Here is a 20,232-nt window from a genome sequence, read left to right on the forward strand (position 1 = left end):
GGAGGGAAATCATGCTGATTGCAGATAGATATGAACGAATCGTAGAACTAGTGAATGAACGCGGCAGCATCCGTGTCTCAGAATTGAGTACATTATGCCAAGTGACGGAAGAAACCATTCGCCGCGATCTGGATCGATTGGAAAAAGCGGGGCGGCTGCTGCGTTCGCATGGCGGAGCAGTTAGCCTGCGTGACCGGCAACCGGAGACTCCTTATGCCGAACGAGAAATCATGAATGCAGCGGAGAAACAGCGGATTGCCCGTGAGGCGGTAATGATGATTAAGCCGGGCGATCGGATTTTACTGGATGCCAGTACAACGGCTTGGTATATGGCTTCGCATTTGCCGGATATGCCGCTCACTGTGTTGACCAATTCTACTAGAGTGGCAGCAGAGTTAAGCGGGAAGGAGCGGATCGAGGTCTTTTCTACAGGCGGGCAACTGAGCCGCAGATCAATGTCCTATGTGGGTCATTTAGCAGAACGTTCGCTTGAATTGTATCACGTGGATAAAATGTTTTTTTCCTGCAAAGGATTTCATCTCGAACGTGGCGCTAGTGAATCAAATGAGCTGCAAGCTATGGTGAAACGAAAGATGATTTCTATAGCGGAGCAAGTGATCTTATTATGCGATTCCAGTAAATTCGGAATTCAAGCGTTCACACATTTTGCGGCTCCTAGTGATGTGAATGTCCTAATAACGGATTACAGCCCTGTTGAAGAACAAATGAAGCAGTTGCAGAAGCTGAACATCGCAATAACGACGGTGTAGTAAATAGTTGTGCAGGAGGTGAAGGCATGAAGGTATCGATGTTTATAACTTGCGTCAGCGATGCCGTGTTCCCGAAGGTCGGGGAAGCCATGGCTCGTCTGCTGGCCAGATATGGCGTACAGCTGGAGTTCCCTGAGGTGCAGACCTGCTGCGGACAGCCTGCGTACAACAGTGGATATTGGAATGAAGCGCGGCAAGCTGCACTTACGATTCTGCAGGCCTTCGATGACAGTGATTTTGTCATTGCACCTTCCGGATCCTGTACGGGGATGCTTCATCATTACCCTAAGCTGTTTCAGGAAGATCCGGTTAATCTGGTCAAGGCGCAGAATTTGCAACGCAAATCCTATGAATTCAGCCAGTTTATGGTGCAGGTGCTTGGCGTAACTGATCTAGGAGCAGTGTTTCCGCATAAGGTTACCTATCATCCTTCCTGTCATGGCACAAGGATTCTAGGGATTCGCGACGAACCTATGCAGCTTATGCAAAATGTGAAGGCGATGGAGCTGGTACCACTGCCTTTTGCTGAGGACTGCTGTGGGTTTGGTGGAGCCTTTGCCGTGAAAATGTCTGATATCTCCGGGGCGATGGTCACTGAGAAATCAGATCATGTGCTGGAGACGGAAGCAGAAATCCTAACGGGTCTGGATATGGGTTGTCTGATGAATATTGCCGGGAATCTGCGTTACCGCCGCGAACCCGTTCGAGTTATGCATTTAGCAGAACTGCTGTATGAGGGGGTGACTGATAAATGAGTCAAACCACCACCAATCTAACGGCGAAATCAGAGAACGGGAAGCCAGCAACAGTAAAAGAGCGTGCAGACTTGGCACTGAATAATGACTTTTTACGCAAGGCTGTTCGTTTTACCACGGAGAGACTGCGTGATGGAAAACAAAAAGCAGCTAACGATCATGGCCACTGGGAAGAGTGGCGTGAACGTGGGCGGCAAATCCGTCTACACACGATCGCCCATCTTGATTACTATTTGAATCTTTTTGCAGACAAGGCAAGAGCAAACGGCACACATATTCATTTTGCAGCAACGGGTGAAGAGGCTGTGAAGATTGCCCTTGAAATCGCGCAGCGAAAACAGGCAGCTTCTGTGGTCAAATCCAAATCAATGGTTACTGAGGAGCTGCATTTAAATAAGGCGCTGGAATCCATTGGTGTGGAGACCATAGAGACGGATCTGGGGGAGTATATTATCCAGCTTGCCGGGGAAACCCCGTCACATATCATTATTCCGGCGATTCATAAGAACCGCTACCAGATTGCCGAGCTGTTGTCCAAAGAGGCAGGGGAGGAGCTTTTGCCTGAAACTACTATCCTTGCTGGATTTGTACGGCGAAAGCTGAGAGAGAAGTTCCTTGATGCGGATATCGGAATGACTGGCTGTAACTTTGCTATTGCAGAGACGGGTTCGATGGTGCTGTTCGAGAATGAAGGCAACGCTCGTATGGTCACCACTTTACCGAAAACACAAATTACCCTGATGGGGATGGAGCGGATTATTCCTTCGTGGAGTGATCTTGAAGTGATGGCTACATTGTTGCCTCGTTCGGCAACAGGGCAGAAGTTAACGGTATATATGTCGGGTATTTCTGGTCCCCGCAGAACCAACGATGGTGATGGGCCGGAAGAGCAGCATATTATTATTCTTGATAATGGCCGATCTGAGCAGCTAGGCGATCCTGAGTTTCAGGAGCTGCTGAATTGCATCCGCTGTGGAGCTTGTCTGAATGCTTGTCCTGTCTACCGTCATATTGGCGGTCATGCATATGGGGGAACGTATAGCGGACCTATAGGAGCGGTGTTGACCCCGGCGCTGAATAAAAATGTAGATCAATGGGATGACATCGCCTCAGCCTCTAGCCTATGCGGAGCATGTTATGAAGCCTGTCCGGTCAAAATTCCTCTGCATGATATGCTCATCTATTTACGGCGGCGGAAGGTTGAACGTGGTTATGGGGATAAGGCAGAAGGTCTCGGCATGAAGGGTTTTGGGGCGATTATGGCGAAGTCACAGCGATTTAGTAATGTGATGAAGGTAGGTAGAATCGGGCAAAAGCTGCTCGTGCGAGACGGAGGAATTCCGTCGAAACTGGGGCCGCTGAAAGGCTGGAACAATTATCGGATCGCCCCGAAGCTGGCAGATCAATCCTTCCGTGAGAGCTGGAAGGGGCTGCAACAGGAGCTAGACAAGAACAGTCGCGAAATGGACCCGGCGATACAGAAGCGAATGGAAGATTTACTAGCGAAGCGGAAGCGGGAAGAGCTGGAAGGAGGGGCCGGACATGACTGAAGAGACGCACAGTAACTGGTTGGAACGTATGGAGCAGGATTCACGTGAAAAGCAGCAGGGATTCATGAATGATATCGCTCGCCGCCTGAAGCGGCCGAGAATTACTGAAGCTCCCGCACACCCTTTTCGCGGCGCACCGCAGTACTGGCAGCAATTCAAGTGGAGTCCGGAGGAAAGGATTGAACAATTTACGGCGAATTTTCAAAGTGCCGGTGGCCATGTATTTCGTGTGCAGGATATGGATGAAGCCAAGGCTTTTATCGTCAGCAAAGCGGATGAGATGCTCGCACGGTATATTCTCCGGCAAAATGTCACCGAGCTAGCAGCACTTCGACTAGAGGAGGAACTCACAGATACACGGGTGTCTGTCTGGAATACGGATGATCAGGAGGCATGGAAAGCTAGGGCGGCCGAGGCTGATATTGGAATTGTGATTGCGGATTATGCAGTTGCCTATACAGGCTCCATTACTGTGCTGTCCTCTGAGAATAAAGGCCGTTCAGTCAGCTTATTACCTACCGCATTAATTGCCATCGTTCCATTGGAGCGGCTGAAGACTCGTCTCGGTGAGGTGCTTATTGATTTTGATGAAGCTGGGCCATCGGGGCTGCCGGCGGGCATCCATTTTATCTCCGGACCTAGCCGTTCAGCGGATATTGAGAATGATCTGACGATAGGCGTGCATGGTCCAGGAATCGTATTCGCTTTGCTAGTAGGCTGATAGGAGATAAGGAGTGTTGTATAGGGATGAATACACAAGCTCATAATCAAATGCAGAATCATATTGCTGTTGATATCGGAGCCTCTAGTGGGAGAGTGGTCTGTGGAACCTTGCAGCAGCCGGGAGGAACCCTGTCTATAGAAGAAATTCATCGCTTCAGTAATGGATTCGCTGAACAAAATGGTAATCTTTATTGGGATATAGATTATTTAGTTGCTGAAATCGTCAAGGGCTTACAGCAGGCCAAGGCTAGAGGGATCGAGCGCTGCACCGTGGGCATCGATACTTGGGGTGTCGATTATGTACTTCTCGATCAGGAGGGGGCGCGGATCCATGAGGTTTTTTCTTATCGTGACTCCCGAACAGATGGAGCGATAGAGAGGCTGCATCGTAATATCTCAACTGAAAGCGTTTACGAAAAGGTGGGGATACAATATCTCCCGATTAATACGTTGTATCAGCTGTTTGTGCATGATCAGGCGGAGCTGGAAGCAGCACATTCCATCCTCCTGGTCCCTGATTATCTTTATTATCGGCTTACGGGTCGCAAGATTAGTGAGGTGACGATAGGTTCCACCTCTGGGATGCTGAATCTTCACACTCGTGATTACGATGAGGATCTTCTGTCGGTGCTTGGTCTTTCAAAAGAGCAATTCCCTCCCTTAACAGAACCTGGGGAACCCGTTGGGAGGTTGACGGAGGACTTGGCGGCTCGCGGCGATCTTCCAGATTGCGAGTTCATAGCAGTAGCCTCTCATGATACAGCATCAGCTGTACTAGGGGTTCCGGCAAACAGCGAGAAATGGGGATTTCTCAGTAGTGGTACTTGGTCACTCATCGGGGTGGAACGGAGTTCAGCCATCACAAGTCCAGAGGCTATGTTACGCAACTATACGAATGAATGGGGAGCCTACGGATCATTCCGGTTTCTTAAAAACATTATGGGCATGTGGTTGATTCAAAAGGTTCGTGAGGAGTACGGCGGACAATACAGCTTCGGCGAGCTGGTAGAGCTGGCAGCACAAGAAATCCCTTTTAGATCGATCATTTATTGCAATGATGAACGGTTCATGAATCCACAGAGCATGATTGACGAGATCCGCAGCTATTGTGTGGAAGCAGGACAGTTGGTCCCTCAAACACCTGGGGAAATGGCTCGATGTGTATTTGATAGTCTTGCTTTATCTTATTATTTCTACATTCAGGATCTCCAGCAATTGACGGGTGACAACTTAGAGAGGTTGCATATCGTTGGCGGAGGTGCGAATAACGGCCTGTTGTGCCAGATTACGGCAGATCTGCTGGAGATGGAAATTCACGCCGGACCAACAGAATCTACGGCTTTAGGCAATCTGGTGGTGCAGATGATCAGCACAGGTGCTGTAACTGATCTTCAAGAGGCGAGAGAAATTATAAGTCGTTCATTCCAAGTAACATCTTATATACCGAAGGGGATGGACCCCACGACCAAAAAAGCGGCTTTGGCACAGTTCGCCCGGCTGCAGGTCGTTAATTAGTAGCTAAGTTTAGTGGAAAACGAGCCAAAGAGAGGCAAAAGTGCCTCTCATCGAGCGCGATACGCGGAACACGAGCTAAAGAGAGGCAAAAGTGCCTCTCATCGTGCGGCGTATGCGGAAAGTGAGCTAAAGAGAGGCAAAAGTGCCTCTCATCGAGCGCGATACGCGGAACACGAGCTAAAGAGAGGCAAAAGTGCCTCTCATCGTGCGCAATACGCGGAAAACGAGCCAAAGAGAGGCAAAAATGCCTCTCATCGAGCGCGATACGCGGAAAACGAGCCAAAGAGAGGCAAAAGTGCCTCTCATCGAGCGCGATACGCGGAACACGAGCTAAAGAGAGGCAAAAGTGCCTCTCATCGAGCGCGATACGCGGAAAACGAGCCAAAGAGAGGCAAAAGTGCCTCTCATCGAGCGCGATACGCGGAACACGAGCGAAAGAGAGGCCAAAATGCCTCATCTAAAACACACTAAGTTAAAAATCAGGAGGCTCAAACATGGAGCAGAGTAAAGAGAGCTTACAGAGCGTTCAGAACAGCTACAATGAAGCGAAAAAGCTTTACGCACAGCATGGGATCGACGTAGATAAAGTGTTGGAGCAGCTAGCGGAAATTAAGATTTCTTTGCATTGTTGGCAAGGGGATGATGTGAAGGGTTTTTTGAATAAGGAAAAAGAACTGAGCGGCGGGATCGCAGTCACCGGAAGTTACCCGGGGCGGGCCGGGAATCCGGAGGAGCTGCGCCGGGATTTGGAACAGGCTCTAGCACTCATCCCAGGGCAACATAAAATAAATTTACATGCTATTTATGCGGATACAGAAGAGACTGTAGATCTCGACGCGTTAGAGCCTAAGCATTTTGAGCGCTGGGTGAGCTGGGCCAAAGAGCAGGGACTCGGATTGGATTTCAATCCTACCTGTTTTTCTCATGAAAAAGCAAATGATGGCTTCACACTGAGTCACCCAGATCCTGAGATCCGCAACTTCTGGATCGCTCATTGCAAGGCCTCACGTCGAATCGCCGAGTCCTTTGGTCAAGCATTAGGTCAGCCTTGTGTCACTAATTTTTGGGTTCCAGATGGTTATAAAGATACGCCGATCGACCGCTTGTCACCAAGGGTACGGCTTCAGCAGTCACTCGATGAAATCTTCAGCGAGGAAATCGATCAGCAATATAACATTGATGCTGTAGAAAGTAAGCTGTTTGGTATTGGTTCGGAAAGTTACGTGGTTGGCTCACATGAATTCTATATGGGTTATGCGCTAAGCCGGGGTAAGGCGGTGTGCTTCGATGCTGGGCATTTCCATCCAACCGAGACGATTTCGAATAAGCTGTCTTCCTGGCTGCTGTTTGGGGATCAATTGCTGCTGCATGTTAGCCGTCCAGTACGCTGGGATAGTGATCATGTGGTTACTATGGACGATGAGCTGCTCGAGATTGCCCGTGAACTGGTTCGTGGTCAGTTTCTGGGCAGAACGCATATTGGATTAGATTTTTTTGACGGAAGCATCAATCATGTTGCTGCTTGGGTGATCGGAACACGAAATACATTAAAAGCTTTGCTTCGTGCTATGCTGGAGCCAATCGAGCAATTGAAGCAAATTGAGCTGGATGGAGATTACACTTCAAGACTTGCCTTGGTCGAGGAATTTAAATCGTATCCGTTTGGAGCCATTTGGGATTATTATTGTGCGAAGAATGGCGTACCGGTCCGGGAAAGCTGGCTAAATGAAGTAAAACAGTATGAGGCTGAGGTTTTATCGAAAAGATAGAGGTAGAAGTAGAAGTAGAACGAGCTTTAACAATATAAGTAGATAAAAGATAGGCGGTTACCGGCAGGTAGCCGCTTTTTTATGTTTATGAATCGTGCATGATTTGAATTCAGCTCTGATCTCTGCTATGTTTTATCCAAAAGAGAGCGAGGCGCAAACTATGAAACAATATGGACCGAACCCGAATACGCTCTATCCCAATGAACAAATTAAAAGTATCTGTTATATAAAAAATGCGATTACAAGAGACAATATCATTGTTGGCGATTATACCTATTATGATGATATAAACGGTGCAGAGAAGTTTGAGGAACGTGTGACTCATCATTATGATTTTATTGGCGATAAGCTTATTATTGGAAAATTCTGCGCGATTGCCAAAGGCATTGAATTTGTCATGAATGGTGCCAACCACCGGATGAATTCGGTTTCGACCTATCCGTTTAATATCATGGCCCATGGCTGGGAACAGGTGGTCCCGGATTTAAAAGATCTGCCGCTAAAAGGTGATACAGTCATCGGAAACGATGTTTGGATTGGACAAAATGTTACGGTTATGCCAGGTGTGCATATTGGAAACGGAGCAGTTATCGCAGCCAATTCTACAGTTGTAAAGGATATCCCGGCGTATAGTGTAGCTGGAGGAAATCCCTGCAAAGTGATCAGACAACGTTTTGATGATGAAATGATCGAATATCTTGAAGCGCTGAAGTGGTGGGATTGGGATGCTGAGCGAATCTTTAAGAATCTTGAAGTGTTATGCAGCAGCGATTTAACGAAAATCAAAGCGATCAATTAATCGTAAGTAGGTTCAGGATACGGACTTTAGTTTATCTTAAAGATATAAACCTCAATTGAGGGAATACTTTAGGTATGTACGTCATATGAACCTTTCGGAGGGAACCGGCAATGAAGAAAGATAAGGTCAAGAATAGCATGGAGCTCACTGCAGAGGAATTTCCATATAGCAAAGAAAATGAGGAAATGGTAACGCAAAATTTTTGGACGAAAACTAAAAAGTTCGCAGGCAAAATTCCATTTACTAAAGATGCTATCGCAATGTATTATTGTGCCGTCGACGCTAAAACACCTTTATGGGCGAAAGGAATTGCTTTCGGTGCATTGGCTTATTTTATTTCTCCTATAGATGCTATACCCGATGCGATTCTAGGCCTTGGATTTACAGATGATGCAGCGATTATCGCAGCAGGCATTAAAGCGATATCCGGTCAGGTAACCAACGAACATAAGGAAAAAGCTGCAGCGTTTTTTAATGGGGAAAAATAAAAGGTGCAGCATTGAGCTACACCGTAATATCTGTACCTTCAGGACAGCTTTCTGCGGAAAGCTGTTTTGTTTTGTACACCTCGCCCCAATCTTTCATGAGTTTAATAATAGGAATCAGTGTCTTGCCGAATTCAGTTAAAGAGTATTCGACTTTTGGGGGAACCTGATGGTAGACCTCACGGTGTACAACCCCATCCTCTTCCAACTCTCTTAGTTGCAGGGTCAGCATACGTTGGGTAATGCCCGGGCAGATCCGGCGGAATTCGTTAAAACGTTTCGTGCCATCAATCAAGTGATAGATGAGAATTCCTTTCCATTTGCCTCCTATAACGTCCAGTGTAAATTCTACAGGGCAAGCTTCTTTGTTGCTTTCCGGGAAATTTCCAAAGCCACCTTTTCGGTCACGCATAGCTGTTCAACTCCCATGGTATCATTTTGTATACTACATAACATTATTGTGCGTACTTTTAAAGAAGTGATATATACACTAATATTAAGCATGTGATCGGCAAACAGTCAAATGCTCGTCGATGCTAACCAAGTAAAGGGAGTGTTACTCATGGATACTTTATCGTTAAACAAGAATGAAATCCTGTCTGCATATCAGTTCAGACATGCAACTAAAGAATTCGATAGCCGTAAAAAAATTAGTGAATCGGACTTTCAATTTATTCTGGAAACTGGACGATTGTCACCAAGTTCATTCGGATTCGAGCCTTGGCGTTTTGTGGTAGTACAAAGTCCGGAAGTACGTGAGAAATTACGTCCTTATGCCTGGGGCGCACAAAAGCAATTGGCAACCGCAAGCCATTTTGTGCTTATTCTCTCACGTCTTCCTAAAGATATGGCTGCTGACTCCGATTATATTAAAGGGATCATGGAGAATGTGCAGGAGTTGCCTCCGCAAGGAATGGAAGGAAAACGTAAAGTTTTTGATAAGTTTTTGAAGGTTGATTTCGGACTGATGGAGAATGAGCGGGCAATGTTCGAATGGAGCTGCCGGCAGACTTATCTGGCGCTTGGGAATATGCTGACTTCAGCTGCGTTAATCGGGATCGACTCCTGCCCAATGGAAGGTTTTGATAAAGCTAAGGTTGAGCAGATTCTGGAAGAAGAAGGGATTTTGGACGCTGAGCATTTTGGAATCTCCTGTATGGCAGCTTTCGGATATCGGCTGAACGAACCACGTGGTAAGACGCGTCAAGGTGCAGAGCAAGTAATTCAGTGGGTTTAACGAAATTGAATCTTAATCTTTGAGCCTGTAAAGTCTCTGTATTCTGGGGATTTTGCAGGTTTTTTTGCGATATTTCTTATAAGATTCAAAAAGTAATTGAAAGTTTCATGAAAACTCTGATACCCTTATGAAGGTGACTCCATATTAGCGCTATCGCTTTAACTTAATAATGAAGGGATCCTGCATCATGAAAATCATTCGCATTATTATCCAAGTGTTCCTGCTATATTTGTTCTACTTGGCTGGGGACTATCTGCAAAAGCAACTGCATCTCCCCGTTTCCGGGAGTATCGTAGGATTACTGTTACTTTTTGTTCTATTGCTATTCAGGGTCGTGCCTGTGAAGTGGATTGAAGAGGGTGCTACAACGATATTAGCTTATCTTCCGTTATTTTTTATTCCAGCGACAGCTGGGATCGTGAATCATATGGATATCTTTAGTGGTAGAGGTTTACTATTAATCCTAATCCTTATCGTTAGCAGTGTTCTCACGATTGCCGCAGCTGCACATTCTAGCCAATGGCTTACTAGCGTAAACAACAAGCTGAAAGCGGGATGGAGCGGCAAGAGACTAAGCGAAAAGGGGAAGGAAATATAATGTTTTTTATCGCAACAGGTATTGTACTGCTTAACGTAGCTATTTATTTGATGATGTCAGTAGTATATAGACGATTTCGTATTCCTGTACTTATTCCCGCGCTTACAGCAACAGTGATTGTTGTAACTTTACTACTATATTTTCATATTCCGTATGATACATATATGATAGGCGGCCAATGGATTAATCAGCTGCTCGGTCCTGCTGTAGTATCGTTAGCCTACCCATTATATAAACAACGTAATGTGTTGATTGAGAATCTCCCGGCAATTCTGGGCGGAGCCATTGTAGGTCTGCTTATAGGGATGTTTAGTGGACTGCTTTTGGCGGCAGGTCTAGGCTTCTCTAAATTATATGTTTTATCTTTATTACCTAAATCGATCACTACACCTGTAGCGATACAGATCTCGAACAGCTTAGGTGGGGACTCTTCTTTAACCTCTGTATTTGTTATGATTGCTGGATTTACAGGTGCGATTGGCGGACCTTTTATCATCAAACTGTTTAGAATTCGTAGTGAGGTTGGAATCGGAATTGGTCTAGGAACCGCTTCTCATGCTCTAGGAACAGCAAAGGCCTTGGAATATGGTGAACAATCCGTTTCGATGAGCTCGGTTGCGATGACTGTTTGCGCCATAGTTGGCTCTTGTATCGGCCCACTTGTAGCGTGGATGATGTACCCTTAAATTATTCTTTTAATTGGACTATGTTTGCAAAACACTCCATCGGGTAACTATAACTAAGGAACAAAAAAAGCAAAGCACCTGAGGAGGATTTCACATGTCCAATCACACACAAGATGAAGCGGAAATCCGCAACAAGGAAAATAAAGAAGGCGATTCATTAGCTGAAATTAAGAAGATGGAGAACGGTGTAGACATCGAGCCAGAGGCAGATGAGTGGGTAGCCAAACCTGCTGAATCCTCACACCCAGATCCGCTTCCCGATAATTTGGAGTAAATGATTCGGAAGACAGGCTGTCCTTTAGGGGACAGTCTGTTTTTGTTGATGATATACTTAAGTATTGTATAATAAATAAAAGTACAACCTCATCAGAGTGTTTTCTCCAAGTTCGTCTTAGCTTTTCGCAAATTTCACAGATCTTTGCCAACAGGGAGGAAATGGAATGCGTAGTCGGAATGAGAACAGCCGTTACCGGCAAAAACGTGGTGAGGCTCTCGCAGGAAACTTTGAGAAAAAGTACGGTTCAAACTTTGGCGTACGCAGTGAGCTTAAGATGGATGCACTGAAGAAACCAAACGACGATCAGTTGCTGACGACACCTCATGAAGAAGAGCATAAATAATTAGAAGGTAACAAGCGGGAGACTTTTACTCCTGGAATTCTGGAATGGAGGCATAACCTTTTGGGTTATGTCTTTTTTTGTGCGCATATTTCCAGAACGATCAAGACATAATAGGGCCGGATGGACAACTAAGAAAATAATGACAACGGGAGGCGAGATTAGGTCATGATTATTCCTATATTTTCGTTAAGTGGAGATATAGCAGTTACTGTGGTGGGCCAATACTTTTTTTATTTTATGGTCTATTCCTTTTTAGGTTGGGTATTGGAAGGGACCTATAATTTATACAGTAATGGAAGCTTTCGCAAAGAAGGATTTCTAAAAGGTCCATTTAAGCCGATGTATGGCTTTGCTCCACTATTGCTATTGATTGCTAGAGATTTGACGCTGCCACTTCCGCTTTTCCTATTTCTTGCGCTAATCATTCCTTCTGCTGTTGAATTTATAAGCGGTTGGCTGTTAAAAACGGTATTCCATAAGCAATGGTGGGATTACTCAGGAATGTCTTATCAACTGCAAGGGCATATTTGCCTGCGTTTTTCTCTATATTGGTGGGGGCTTTCAGTAGCTAGTGTGTATGTAATTCAGCCGCTTATGGAGCTTTTATATTCGGGTGTTCAGCCTATTTGGAAATTCGTGCTTCCGATCGTGGGGTTCTACTTTATGGCGGATTTATTATGGACCTGCTGGAGCCGGTATCGGATGGAGAAAACCCCTCAATATCAGAAATAATGGTTTTCTATATGTGTACTACGAGTCTTCTTTTGTGTATCAAGCACAAACATTTCGTGGACAGGCATTTCGATATTGCATATCCGTTTCTAGTCATAAATAATATAGCAATATATTAAATACTAGACGGACTGGTGGCGATAACGATGACAGGGAAGATTCTAGTGAGCGCATGCCTGTTAGGGCATAAAGTACGTTATGATAATGGCGATGTTCCGTGTCTCGATGCCCGATTCCTAAAGTGGTATGAGGAAGGGCGTTTTGTCCATATTTGTCCAGAGGTAGTGGGAGGTTTGCCAACCCCTCGTCCTGACGCACAGCGGCAAGGAGATCGGGTAGTGACGGGGGCAGGCGTCGATGTTACGGAGCCATTTATGAAGGGGGCTCAAGCCACACTAAAGCTGGCTAGGGAGCATCAGGTTGCATTAGCTATTTTAAAACAAGACAGTCCTTCATGCGGAAGCCTGTATATTTATGATGGAACCTTTAAGGATACGAAAGCACCGGGAGAGGGCACCACTACGGAGCTGTTGAGGAAAAATGGGTTTAAAGTATTTGGCGAAGATCAGCTGGATGAAGTCGAGCAGGAACTCGCACGTACGGACGGGCAGGGCATTCTTTAAGTAATAAATAGGCTGTAGGATACATAGTGTGTATAAGGGGAACGAAGCAGTGTCCTTGGGAGAGGAAATGCCGTCCGATGAGCCATCCTTCATTTGGGATAGGAGGCGGACGCAGATGAGTATTGATCAGCTCATTGCTTTGCTCGTTCTTGTCATTATGATCGTACAGCTTGCTGGCACAAAAGGTAAACACTAAGTCTCACCTCATTGTAACTGCTTCCGGAGCTCAGCATTTTTTGAGTTCGGAAGCTTTTTTTGTCCACGGCTATGCATATTGTGAAATGTAAAGGATTCCTTCATAGTGATGTCTAATATACATATAGTGGGTTTTTGGGAAGTCCAAGGAAAGAAATTAGGGGGAACTATGAAATTTAGAACATGGATAATCATTGTGCAGTTATTTATGATTGCTGTGCTTGTAGGCGTGTTGGCGGCCGATCTAGGTGAGACAGGCTCAGATGAGTCTAAACATGATGATATTTTAATACATTTTGATCAAAAAGATTTAAACAGGATGAAAGAAACCGTTCAAAGGTTTAGTGAAGGTAAAGGAGATAACCTGATGTTGATTGAGCCCACCACGGATAGTGGACGGTTAATTCATGATTTCTATTCTAATGGTAAAGAGCTTCATTGGGTAAAGGATGATACAAGAGATGCATGGAGTAGTAGTCCTAAGAAGATCGAATATGTATGCCAAGCGATTGAACTAATAGAGACAGATGAGCGGTTTAATGTTGAGTTATCTCAATGTAATGTTCAGCCAGACGGTGAGAAAATAAACGTGATCAGCTTTTTAAAAGAAAGATTATAAACCCATTTACGGAGAGGATGGATGATCAATATGCCGATGTCTGAGTACTATCAAGGGATTCGTGGGAAAGTGGGCTCAGAATTATTAATGATGCCTTCCGTAGCTGCAGTAGTAAGAAATAAAGAGGATGAGATTCTGTTCATCCGCAAGCCAGGAGAATCTTTGTGGGGATTGCCTGCGGGAGCGATTGAGCCAGGGGAGCGTCCCGGAAGAACCTTACGCAGAGAGGTATATGAAGAGACAGGGTTGATGGTTCATCCTACGTCGATTTTAGGTGTTTTTGGTGGAGCGAAATATAGATACGAATATAGTAATGGCGATCAGGTAGAATATACGGTTATTGTATTTGAGTGCTCTATTATCAGAGGAACGCTTAGAGCTATAGATGGGGAGATCGAAGAATTTAAATTTTTCAAAGAGAACGAGCTGCCAGAGATTGCAATTCTTTATCCTAGAGAGATTTTTATAAAAGACCGAGAGAAGACTGCAACGATATTTGAGTGACTGAGAGGAGTGCCTCATGAAGACATACATTTATATGGTTAGACATGCAGTGTCACCTTTTGTATTAGGGAACGAGCGGGAACGGGGATTATCCGAAAAAGGACACGCAGACGCTTATAGAATCAAAGAACTTTTGGCGGAGGAGAAAATTACATATTTTGTATCCAGCCCATATAGACGAGCCGTAGAGACAATTAAATATTTGGCAGAAGCTTCGAACCAAGAGATTGAACTGTATGAAGAACTCAGAGAACGAGCAATCGGAAGTGTCGAGATTGAAATCAGTGAAGATGATTTTCTGCAGGGCATTCGGACATCGTTCAACGACAAGCAATATAAAATGCCGGATGGAGAGAGTACCCAGGAAGCACAAGAGCGTGCAATTCCTGTCATCAAGCAATTAATTCAACAGCATAAAGGCGGAAAAATCGCATTAGGTACGCATGGGAATATCATGACCATTATCCTGAATTACTTCGATAAGAAGTATGGATATGAGTTCTTTGAACAGACGTCCAAGCCGGATATTTATAAGCTGGAATTTGAAGAATTGGAGCTTACCCATGTGGAGCGGCTGTGGGACTCCGAAGTGCTGAACAGATGAAATATTTTATAATGCTGAATGCACTAAGCGTACTTTATGCCTTTATGTTGTTTGTTGTAATAGAGCTGCCATTGAATATTTATCGAATCAGCAGAATTTCCGGCTTGGAGCTGGGAAAAGTAGATACCTTGCTGTTTATCTTCAAGCTTGTTTTATTTTTATTATCTTCTATAGTATTTATTTGGCTTACAAAAAAATATTTGAGCGGAAAAAAATCCATGTATTTCACTACGATCCTATGGTTTCCCTATTTGATTCTGTTCATTAGTTTATTCGCAACCTGGTTCCCAATTACAGAACCTGCAGATAAACCTGCACCGGTAACAGGACTGATCATAATAGGGGCCGTGTTTATTTATCCGTTTTATATCGCAATGATTAGTATTATCGCAAGCATCAATTTTAAGTCAGAAGCTGGATAGAGGTTGGAAATGAGGATCAATGATCTGAAAGAAAGAATTTTTTATATTTGTATCTGCCTCGTTGTTATTGTATTGGGGTTAAGCACTAGAGTATTCACGGATCAGCTGCCTTTGTTTGTATCTAGACATTTCGGAGATGCGCTTTGGGGCAGTATGGTTTATTTTATGTTTCGGGTTCTACTGGTAAATCAAAAGCTAAGGCTCGCCTTTGTATGGAGTTTGGTGTTTAGCTTCGGCATAGAATTTAGCCAGCTGTATCAAGCGGAGTGGATCAACAGCATCCGTTCTACAGTATTGGGTGGTCTAATTCTCGGAAAAGGATTCCTGTGGATCGACCTTGTTAGATATTTAGTGGGCATTGCCCTTTGTTATGGATTGGATCAATACTTTCACCAAAAGGTGCACCGAAATAATAAATAGTGTTTATTGGAGAGGAACCTTTAAATGGTAAATAGTTTGATTGTGGTATGCTTGCTTACGATGATTATTCACACGGCAGAAACCTTATCGTATTCGGTACGATACGCCGGAGTGAAGCTGAACAAGATAGCCATTGCGTTATCTCTCACAGGCATTATTGTTCTCGTCTCAAGAACTGCAAATATGATCCAAGCTCCACTGACGGCTAAATTCGTAGATTATGCCAAAATACATTCCGATTTTCCACTTCTTAATTACTTGAGAATTATATTATTGGCTTCTTCATTAGGGACTTTAATTGCCATTGCTGTGTTCCCTACCTTTGTAGGCTTGTTTGGGAGAATCATCTCTAAGCTTGAAATCGAAGGTTCTATCCCAAAACTGCTTACCAGTGTGACGATCGGGCAACTAAAGAACACCAGAAAATACATAAGAAAACCAAAAGTGAATCTATATAACTTCAGATACCTGGGGATTCCTAAACGTTTTATTGTGATGAATGTTTTTGTGACAGCCTTTTACACCGTAGGTGTCATATCATCTTTGTACGCTGCTCATCTAATGCCTCAATATAGCACGACTGCTTCTCAAGCTTCCGGACTGATTAACGGTATGGCGACTATTCTGCTGACCATATTTATCGACCCACAGCTTGGTCTTATTACCCATAAGGCTACTGAAAATGTAGAATACCGTGATCAGCTAGGAAAAATATATGTGGTATTGATGGGTTCACGATTTGTAGGCACTATATTTGCTCAGCTCCTAATTGTGCCTGCAGCCCAATTAATTAGTATGTTAGTGAAGCTGATTTGAGCCGGTGGGGGCGAATCATAATCATTAGGGAAGTTTAGATTCTGCTGCTCGTAGTGCTAGCGAAGTCTTCTGTTCCCAGCTGTAAATATTCTGCTGCATGGAATGAATTCGTTTCATTTGCTCATAGGATGATTTCAATTCTGTGGCGGCTCTAACTGCATCTCCTTGCTTAACAGCTGCTTTATATTGTTTGTCAGCTTCCGCGCGTACTTTCTGCGTGGCAGCGAGATTCTTACTCTCGGCAGTTATTTGTTTCTTTAAAGCAGTGATGGGTGCCAACGCATCTTTGACGGGTTTAAGCTTAGCAGCGGTTTGCTTGCGAGCGGCTGCCAAAGCGCTTGTCTTTGTCTTAATTTCGGCTCGGGCGAGGGTTACAGCAGCCTTTAGTTTATTACGCTTCAGGTCCAGCAATGTGACTGTTTTCAAGTCTTTAGCTTTCTTGGCTGCGGTAGACTGTTTACTGAGTGTGCTGTATTGTTCCAGAAGGGGAGCATGTTTCTTCTGAACTGAGCTAGCTTCTGAAGATAAGCGGCTTAACAGTGCTTGATCTGTTGACTGTATGACGGTACGAATAGATTTCAGAGCGTCATTATTCTGTTTGCGTAACTTCTGAATTTTTGAGTTATCTGTCTTGAGGGTGGCTTGAAGCGCGGTATAATTACCATGAAGACTGTTAATGTCATCCAGCGCGGAATCCCAGCCAGTAGCAGCAGACACAAGTGTGAGGTTACAGGTTAAGAAAGCTGCTACCAGCACTACTTGAGCCATCCATTTTAAATCCCTAATTCTGAAAATGTTCGTTCTACATCTGACGGTGTTTTTTGGCTTAAACATTCCTCTCAGCTCCTTAATGGATTAGTTAATATACGCAAAAAAGCACCTCCAAGATAGGCATTGACGCCTGTCTTGCGAGGTGCTTCTCCCGCACAGAAATATAAAGATGCTCTTACTATAACTTGAAATTAATGGATAGTCAATGAACAATAGAACATTTGTGCTTGTTTTTATAATTGTGAAATACAAAGGGGAGTAAATATGAGTTCACATCTAGAGTATGGGTACGATCGAGTGGCCCTGATTACCGGAACCTCCAGTGGATTTGGACTGCTGACAGCGCTCAAATTAGCTGGACAGGGGTTTAAGGTGATAGCAACCATGCGTGATTTAAGCCGTAAAGGTGAGCTGGTGCAGCAGGCAGAACAGGCAGGGATTTTAAAGCAGCTTCATTTAATGACCATGGATGTAACTGACAGCGATTCTATAGAGATAGCAATATCTTCAGTACACGAAACATTTGGAAGAATTGATGTTCTAGTCAATAATGCAGGTTTTGCCATTGGCGGTTTCATAGAAGAAATATCTATGGAGGAATGGCGGCGGCAAATGGAGACGAACTTTTTTGGATTAGTGGCTGTGACAACAGCTGCCCTGCCCATTATGCGAGAACAGCGGAGCGGCACGATTATTAATGTGGGAAGTGTAAGTGGATTATCCGGATTTCCAGGTTATGCGCCTTATGCAGCTTCTAAATTTGCTGTTGAAGGCTTCAGCGAAAGCCTGCGTCATGAAATGTCCCCTTATGGAATAAGGGTGGTATTAATTGAACCGGGCTCCTTCCGTACACCGATATGGGGAAAAGGCATGGAGCAAATTCGACGTAAGGAGGATTCTCCGTATAAAGCACGTCTTGACGCTGTGCTACGATATTCCAAACATACTGCTGAGACAGCGCCTGACCCTAGTCAAGTGGCTAATCTTATCGGTCGTATTACCGAAATGAAAGCACCACGGCTACGTTATCCTATCGGCAAAGGTACGCGAATCTTAATCTTAGGCAAAACGCTGCTTCCATGGAAGTGGCTGGAGAGAATTATTGCGAAAGAATTGAGGTGATAGGATGGAGGCACCCATAAATTTAATAATCATTAAACTAATAGGTTATGTGTCCAGTTTGATGACCGTTTTTTTATGGCTAATTTTTATATTCATCAATCCTTATGCTGAGATTACGAATCGCTCCACTCTTGTGATTAGTATAATCATGTTGTTATTACCGGCGGGGTTATTAGCAATAGGTGTCTTTTTAAACAGAAGTCGGCTAATGCTGCTTGCATTTATCTGGAGTTTTCCCTACAGTTTATATATGTTATTAACACCGGGAATCTTTAGGTTGTTCGGGATTACGAGCCTAATGTATTTACTTTGTTTTGTGTTATTTAGAATGAACAAGATTAGATATTGAACAAGGATAGAGGTGTGCCGATGCTAGAATCGTCCGGAATCCATATCTGCTTCAACGCAGATGGCCGTGAAATAGAAATCCTCGATGTTACTCCATTTGGCAAAGATAAATTTCGAATTGAAGAGACACCGATTTTTAATCCGGCTGTTACAATGGGAGATATTATACAGGTGAAGGAAGAAAATGGAGTCTATTATTACCAAGAGACTGTTCAAAAATCTCCTTTCAAAAGATACGCTTGGCTGCTTAGTAAAGAAGCTGTTGATTCAACGGCCATTGCAGCTTTTAAACATAGAATTATAGAGAATGAAGGCAAATGTGAGTTGATCTTTGGCGGTTTGTTCGTCATTCATATTCCTAAGAATACTTCAATTGATGTTGATGGGGAAATGAATCGAATTATTGAGCGGTTCGAGATTTAAATACTAAGAAAAAAATGCTGCGTCATGAAATGCAAGGAAACTTGCACATGATGACCGCAGCATGGAGAATAGAAGAAACGCTTTTTATTTTATTTCTTCCATAAATGTCTTAAAATTTTCGGCGATTTCTTTTGATTTGGTATGGTGCAGATAATGTCCTGCATCAAGTTTTACCAATTTTCCTTGTACGGAATTTTTGACTTGCTCTTCATGCAATGATATCCAATCTTTTAAGAGAGTATCATCCCCTTGAACAAAGAGCAAAAGGGGGAGATCCTTTGGAAAAGTTGAATTTAGAGCCCCTTTATAATTAGAAGACATATGTTCCACTTCATTTAAGTTAGTGTAATTATAAGTGTTTCTAAGCGTAAGCAATCTCAATTGTTCTTTAGTTTCATCATCAAACGGCAATTCAGCATAGGGATTTCCACTTGATTTAAATAACAATCTGCCCAACCCTGATTCTCTAAGTAGTTTTAATTTTCCTGTTGGTATTTTAACACCTATTCTGTCTTCCGTTGCAATACTATTATCAATCCCGACAAATGCACTCACTTCGTTTGGATATTTGTTCACATAATTCAAACTGTACATACCGGAAATAGAGTGTGCCATTAGAATATAACGGTCAATATTAAGCTGCTTTACAGCTTCATGAATTTCACTCACAATGTTTTCTGTGGTTCGCTCTTTTTCAGTTCTATCACTTAATCCATAACCGAAAGGCTCAATCACGACAACTTTGTAAAATGGAGATAGTTCATCTATTAACAGCTTAAAATCAAGTCCCGGTGCCACCGTTCCATAACCAGGTAAGAGCACGACTGTCTCTTCACCCTTTCCTTGAATCAAAACGTTCATATTTTTACCATCGACGCTTACAGACTGACCATAGGGTTTTATTTTAGCTTGGTCCGATTTATTGAGGAAAATATTAGCGACAAAAACAGTCACTAGAAAAAGTACTATTGCAGTAGCTAAAGCCCCTAAGGAAATAAGTATAATTTTCAGCGGTTTATTCATCCTTTTTTTTATAACCTCTTCTTCTGGTTTCAATCGCATCTTCTCCTGTTCTAATCGCTTTATTCTAGCTACCTTAATGAGTTGCTAAAGAAAGCTTACCCGA

At 43.8% G+C, this 20,232-nt stretch carries 27 protein-coding genes; 24 read left to right on the forward strand and 3 right to left on the reverse strand.

The genetic code is table 11. From position 1 onward, the window contains the following. Positions 1-11: 11 nt before the first annotated feature. The 8 genes from NSQ91_RS11645 (at position 12) to NSQ91_RS11680 (ending at position 8,369) form a co-directional block, all read left to right on the forward strand. Entirely contained in the window at positions 12-770 is a 759-nt protein-coding gene (locus NSQ91_RS11645; RefSeq protein WP_076305639.1) for a DeoR/GlpR family DNA-binding transcription regulator, read from the forward strand. A 26-nt stretch (positions 771-796) separates the two neighbouring features. After that, on the forward strand, positions 797-1,525 hold the full coding sequence (locus NSQ91_RS11650) for a (Fe-S)-binding protein (protein WP_076305640.1): 729 nt from the start codon (positions 797-799) through the stop codon (positions 1,523-1,525). Then, positions 1,522-3,075 carry a LutB/LldF family L-lactate oxidation iron-sulfur protein gene (locus NSQ91_RS11655; RefSeq protein ID WP_076305641.1) on the forward strand — a complete coding sequence of 518 codons (1,554 nt, stop codon included), beginning with the start codon at positions 1,522-1,524 and terminating at the stop codon, positions 3,073-3,075. Before NSQ91_RS11650 ends, NSQ91_RS11655 begins: the two co-directional genes overlap by 4 nt. Beyond that, on the forward strand, positions 3,068-3,796 hold the full coding sequence (locus NSQ91_RS11660; protein ID WP_076218753.1) for a LutC/YkgG family protein: 729 nt from the start codon (positions 3,068-3,070) through the stop codon (positions 3,794-3,796). Before NSQ91_RS11655 ends, NSQ91_RS11660 begins: the two co-directional genes overlap by 8 nt. 26 nt (positions 3,797-3,822) lie before the next feature. Next, entirely contained in the window at positions 3,823-5,313 is a 1,491-nt protein-coding gene (rhaB, locus tag NSQ91_RS11665) for a rhamnulokinase (protein ID WP_256716680.1), read from the forward strand. Between the two features lie 494 nt (positions 5,314-5,807). Beyond that, positions 5,808-7,082 carry an L-rhamnose isomerase gene (gene rhaA / locus NSQ91_RS11670; RefSeq protein WP_076305408.1) on the forward strand — a complete coding sequence of 425 codons (1,275 nt, stop codon included), beginning with the start codon at positions 5,808-5,810 and terminating at the stop codon, positions 7,080-7,082. A gap of 160 nt (positions 7,083-7,242) precedes the next feature. After that, the gene (locus tag NSQ91_RS11675; RefSeq protein WP_076280339.1) at positions 7,243-7,881 is read left to right on the forward strand and encodes a Vat family streptogramin A O-acetyltransferase; all 639 of its coding nucleotides are present in this window, start codon (positions 7,243-7,245) and stop codon (positions 7,879-7,881) included. Positions 7,882-7,991: 110 nt separating this feature from the next. Next, positions 7,992-8,369, forward strand: coding sequence for a YkvA family protein (locus tag NSQ91_RS11680; protein ID WP_081383451.1), 378 nt, complete (start codon positions 7,992-7,994; stop codon positions 8,367-8,369). Between the two features lie 16 nt (positions 8,370-8,385). Here the strand turns inward: NSQ91_RS11680 and NSQ91_RS11685 are convergent, their stop codons facing one another. Continuing rightward, complete coding sequence (locus NSQ91_RS11685; protein WP_076130348.1) at positions 8,386-8,778, reverse strand: winged helix-turn-helix transcriptional regulator; 393 nt, start codon at positions 8,776-8,778, stop codon at positions 8,386-8,388. A gap of 150 nt (positions 8,779-8,928) precedes the next feature. On the opposite strand from NSQ91_RS11685, the gene NSQ91_RS11690 reads away from it, so the two are divergent. The 14 genes from NSQ91_RS11690 to NSQ91_RS11755 all read left to right on the forward strand — a co-directional run bounded on the left by NSQ91_RS11690 (position 8,929) and on the right by NSQ91_RS11755 (position 16,442). After that, complete coding sequence (locus NSQ91_RS11690; RefSeq protein WP_076218750.1) at positions 8,929-9,603, forward strand: NAD(P)H-dependent oxidoreductase; 675 nt, start codon at positions 8,929-8,931, stop codon at positions 9,601-9,603. Positions 9,604-9,790: 187 nt separating this feature from the next. After that, positions 9,791-10,201 carry a CidA/LrgA family holin-like protein gene (locus NSQ91_RS11695; RefSeq protein WP_036689778.1) on the forward strand — a complete coding sequence of 137 codons (411 nt, stop codon included), beginning with the start codon at positions 9,791-9,793 and terminating at the stop codon, positions 10,199-10,201. Then, positions 10,201-10,887 (forward strand): LrgB family protein, encoded by a 687-nt coding sequence (locus NSQ91_RS11700; protein ID WP_036689780.1) that lies wholly within the window; start codon positions 10,201-10,203, stop codon positions 10,885-10,887. The genes NSQ91_RS11695 and NSQ91_RS11700 overlap by 1 nt, the downstream gene beginning before the upstream one ends. Positions 10,888-10,981: 94 nt before the next feature. Beyond that, positions 10,982-11,161 carry a hypothetical protein gene (locus tag NSQ91_RS11705; RefSeq protein WP_076305409.1) on the forward strand — a complete coding sequence of 60 codons (180 nt, stop codon included), beginning with the start codon at positions 10,982-10,984 and terminating at the stop codon, positions 11,159-11,161. Positions 11,162-11,327: 166 nt separating this feature from the next. Further along, positions 11,328-11,507: a hypothetical protein gene (locus NSQ91_RS11710; protein WP_076218748.1), complete on the forward strand. Its 180-nt coding sequence runs from the start codon at positions 11,328-11,330 to the stop codon at positions 11,505-11,507. 165 nt (positions 11,508-11,672) lie between these two features. Further along, entirely contained in the window at positions 11,673-12,239 is a 567-nt protein-coding gene (locus tag NSQ91_RS11715; protein ID WP_036689784.1) for a putative ABC transporter permease, read from the forward strand. Positions 12,240-12,385: 146 nt separating this feature from the next. Beyond that, complete coding sequence (locus tag NSQ91_RS11720) at positions 12,386-12,862, forward strand: DUF523 domain-containing protein (RefSeq protein ID WP_076218746.1); 477 nt, start codon at positions 12,386-12,388, stop codon at positions 12,860-12,862. Positions 12,863-12,911: 49 nt separating this feature from the next. Further along, entirely contained in the window at positions 12,912-13,058 is a 147-nt protein-coding gene (locus NSQ91_RS11725) for a hypothetical protein (protein ID WP_155288116.1), read from the forward strand. Between the two features lie 168 nt (positions 13,059-13,226). Further along, positions 13,227-13,676 carry a DUF4362 domain-containing protein gene (locus NSQ91_RS11730; RefSeq protein WP_076303035.1) on the forward strand — a complete coding sequence of 150 codons (450 nt, stop codon included), beginning with the start codon at positions 13,227-13,229 and terminating at the stop codon, positions 13,674-13,676. A 30-nt stretch (positions 13,677-13,706) separates the two neighbouring features. After that, entirely contained in the window at positions 13,707-14,180 is a 474-nt protein-coding gene (locus NSQ91_RS11735) for an NUDIX domain-containing protein (protein WP_076130372.1), read from the forward strand. A gap of 16 nt (positions 14,181-14,196) precedes the next feature. Further along, positions 14,197-14,784: a histidine phosphatase family protein gene (locus NSQ91_RS11740; RefSeq protein ID WP_076130342.1), complete on the forward strand. Its 588-nt coding sequence runs from the start codon at positions 14,197-14,199 to the stop codon at positions 14,782-14,784. Further along, complete coding sequence (locus NSQ91_RS11745) at positions 14,781-15,206, forward strand: hypothetical protein (RefSeq protein WP_076305410.1); 426 nt, start codon at positions 14,781-14,783, stop codon at positions 15,204-15,206. The genes NSQ91_RS11740 and NSQ91_RS11745 overlap by 4 nt, the downstream gene beginning before the upstream one ends. A 9-nt stretch (positions 15,207-15,215) precedes the next feature. Continuing rightward, the gene (locus NSQ91_RS11750; protein ID WP_076193850.1) at positions 15,216-15,626 is read left to right on the forward strand and encodes a ribosomal maturation YjgA family protein; all 411 of its coding nucleotides are present in this window, start codon (positions 15,216-15,218) and stop codon (positions 15,624-15,626) included. Between the two features lie 24 nt (positions 15,627-15,650). Then, positions 15,651-16,442: a lipid II flippase Amj family protein gene (locus tag NSQ91_RS11755; RefSeq protein WP_036689792.1), complete on the forward strand. Its 792-nt coding sequence runs from the start codon at positions 15,651-15,653 to the stop codon at positions 16,440-16,442. A 24-nt stretch (positions 16,443-16,466) separates the two neighbouring features. Here NSQ91_RS11755 and NSQ91_RS11760 read toward each other — a convergent pair whose 3' ends face one another. After that, the gene (locus NSQ91_RS11760) at positions 16,467-17,276 is read right to left on the reverse strand and encodes a hypothetical protein (protein ID WP_143763945.1); all 810 of its coding nucleotides are present in this window, start codon (positions 17,274-17,276) and stop codon (positions 16,467-16,469) included. Positions 17,277-17,477: 201 nt separating this feature from the next. On the opposite strand from NSQ91_RS11760, the gene NSQ91_RS11765 reads away from it, so the two are divergent. Beyond that, positions 17,478-18,335 (forward strand): SDR family oxidoreductase, encoded by an 858-nt coding sequence (locus NSQ91_RS11765; protein WP_076305411.1) that lies wholly within the window; start codon positions 17,478-17,480, stop codon positions 18,333-18,335. Between the two features lie 369 nt (positions 18,336-18,704). After that, the gene (locus NSQ91_RS11770) at positions 18,705-19,106 is read left to right on the forward strand and encodes a DUF4265 domain-containing protein (RefSeq protein ID WP_076130337.1); all 402 of its coding nucleotides are present in this window, start codon (positions 18,705-18,707) and stop codon (positions 19,104-19,106) included. An 84-nt stretch (positions 19,107-19,190) separates the two neighbouring features. On the opposite strand, the gene NSQ91_RS11775 is transcribed toward NSQ91_RS11770, so the two are convergent. After that, on the reverse strand, positions 19,191-20,168 hold the full coding sequence (locus tag NSQ91_RS11775; protein WP_076187003.1) for an alpha/beta hydrolase: 978 nt from the start codon (positions 20,166-20,168) through the stop codon (positions 19,191-19,193). Positions 20,169-20,232 lie beyond the last annotated feature (64 nt).

Origin of the sequence: Paenibacillus sp. FSL R7-0048 (assembly GCF_038004505.1) — a bacterium.
Lineage (GTDB): Bacteria > Bacillota > Bacilli > Paenibacillales > Paenibacillaceae > Paenibacillus_AQ > Paenibacillus_AQ odorifer.

Excerpts from the sequence above, each read along its gene's own strand:
- rhaB (WP_256716680.1), top strand. The coding sequence starts at position 3,823 with ATGAATACACAAGCTCATAATCAAATGCAGAATCATATTGCTGTTGAT.
- NSQ91_RS11740 (WP_076130342.1), top strand. The coding sequence starts at position 14,197 with ATGAAGACATACATTTATATGGTTAGACATGCAGTGTCACCTTTTGTA.
- NSQ91_RS11765 (WP_076305411.1), top strand. The coding sequence starts at position 17,478 with ATGAGTTCACATCTAGAGTATGGGTACGATCGAGTGGCCCTGATTACC.
- NSQ91_RS11745 (WP_076305410.1), top strand. The coding sequence starts at position 14,781 with ATGAAATATTTTATAATGCTGAATGCACTAAGCGTACTTTATGCCTTT.
- NSQ91_RS11770 (WP_076130337.1), top strand. The coding sequence starts at position 18,705 with ATGCTAGAATCGTCCGGAATCCATATCTGCTTCAACGCAGATGGCCGT.
- NSQ91_RS11690 (WP_076218750.1), top strand. The coding sequence starts at position 8,929 with ATGGATACTTTATCGTTAAACAAGAATGAAATCCTGTCTGCATATCAG.
- NSQ91_RS11715 (WP_036689784.1), top strand. The coding sequence starts at position 11,673 with ATGATTATTCCTATATTTTCGTTAAGTGGAGATATAGCAGTTACTGTG.
- NSQ91_RS11755 (WP_036689792.1), top strand. The coding sequence starts at position 15,651 with ATGGTAAATAGTTTGATTGTGGTATGCTTGCTTACGATGATTATTCAC.
- NSQ91_RS11685 (WP_076130348.1), bottom strand. The coding sequence starts at position 8,778 with ATGCGTGACCGAAAAGGTGGCTTTGGAAATTTCCCGGAAAGCAACAAA.
- NSQ91_RS11660 (WP_076218753.1), top strand. The coding sequence starts at position 3,068 with ATGACTGAAGAGACGCACAGTAACTGGTTGGAACGTATGGAGCAGGAT.
- NSQ91_RS11680 (WP_081383451.1), top strand. The coding sequence starts at position 7,992 with ATGAAGAAAGATAAGGTCAAGAATAGCATGGAGCTCACTGCAGAGGAA.
- NSQ91_RS11700 (WP_036689780.1), top strand. The coding sequence starts at position 10,201 with ATGTTTTTTATCGCAACAGGTATTGTACTGCTTAACGTAGCTATTTAT.
- rhaA (WP_076305408.1), top strand. The coding sequence starts at position 5,808 with ATGGAGCAGAGTAAAGAGAGCTTACAGAGCGTTCAGAACAGCTACAAT.
- NSQ91_RS11775 (WP_076187003.1), bottom strand. The coding sequence starts at position 20,168 with ATGCGATTGAAACCAGAAGAAGAGGTTATAAAAAAAAGGATGAATAAA.
- NSQ91_RS11650 (WP_076305640.1), top strand. The coding sequence starts at position 797 with ATGAAGGTATCGATGTTTATAACTTGCGTCAGCGATGCCGTGTTCCCG.
- NSQ91_RS11760 (WP_143763945.1), bottom strand. The coding sequence starts at position 17,276 with ATGTTTAAGCCAAAAAACACCGTCAGATGTAGAACGAACATTTTCAGA.
- NSQ91_RS11645 (WP_076305639.1), top strand. The coding sequence starts at position 12 with ATGCTGATTGCAGATAGATATGAACGAATCGTAGAACTAGTGAATGAA.
- NSQ91_RS11675 (WP_076280339.1), top strand. The coding sequence starts at position 7,243 with ATGAAACAATATGGACCGAACCCGAATACGCTCTATCCCAATGAACAA.
- NSQ91_RS11720 (WP_076218746.1), top strand. The coding sequence starts at position 12,386 with ATGACAGGGAAGATTCTAGTGAGCGCATGCCTGTTAGGGCATAAAGTA.
- NSQ91_RS11730 (WP_076303035.1), top strand. The coding sequence starts at position 13,227 with ATGAAATTTAGAACATGGATAATCATTGTGCAGTTATTTATGATTGCT.
- NSQ91_RS11705 (WP_076305409.1), top strand. The coding sequence starts at position 10,982 with ATGTCCAATCACACACAAGATGAAGCGGAAATCCGCAACAAGGAAAAT.
- NSQ91_RS11750 (WP_076193850.1), top strand. The coding sequence starts at position 15,216 with ATGAGGATCAATGATCTGAAAGAAAGAATTTTTTATATTTGTATCTGC.
- NSQ91_RS11655 (WP_076305641.1), top strand. The coding sequence starts at position 1,522 with ATGAGTCAAACCACCACCAATCTAACGGCGAAATCAGAGAACGGGAAG.
- NSQ91_RS11695 (WP_036689778.1), top strand. The coding sequence starts at position 9,791 with ATGAAAATCATTCGCATTATTATCCAAGTGTTCCTGCTATATTTGTTC.
- NSQ91_RS11735 (WP_076130372.1), top strand. The coding sequence starts at position 13,707 with ATGCCGATGTCTGAGTACTATCAAGGGATTCGTGGGAAAGTGGGCTCA.
- NSQ91_RS11710 (WP_076218748.1), top strand. The coding sequence starts at position 11,328 with ATGCGTAGTCGGAATGAGAACAGCCGTTACCGGCAAAAACGTGGTGAG.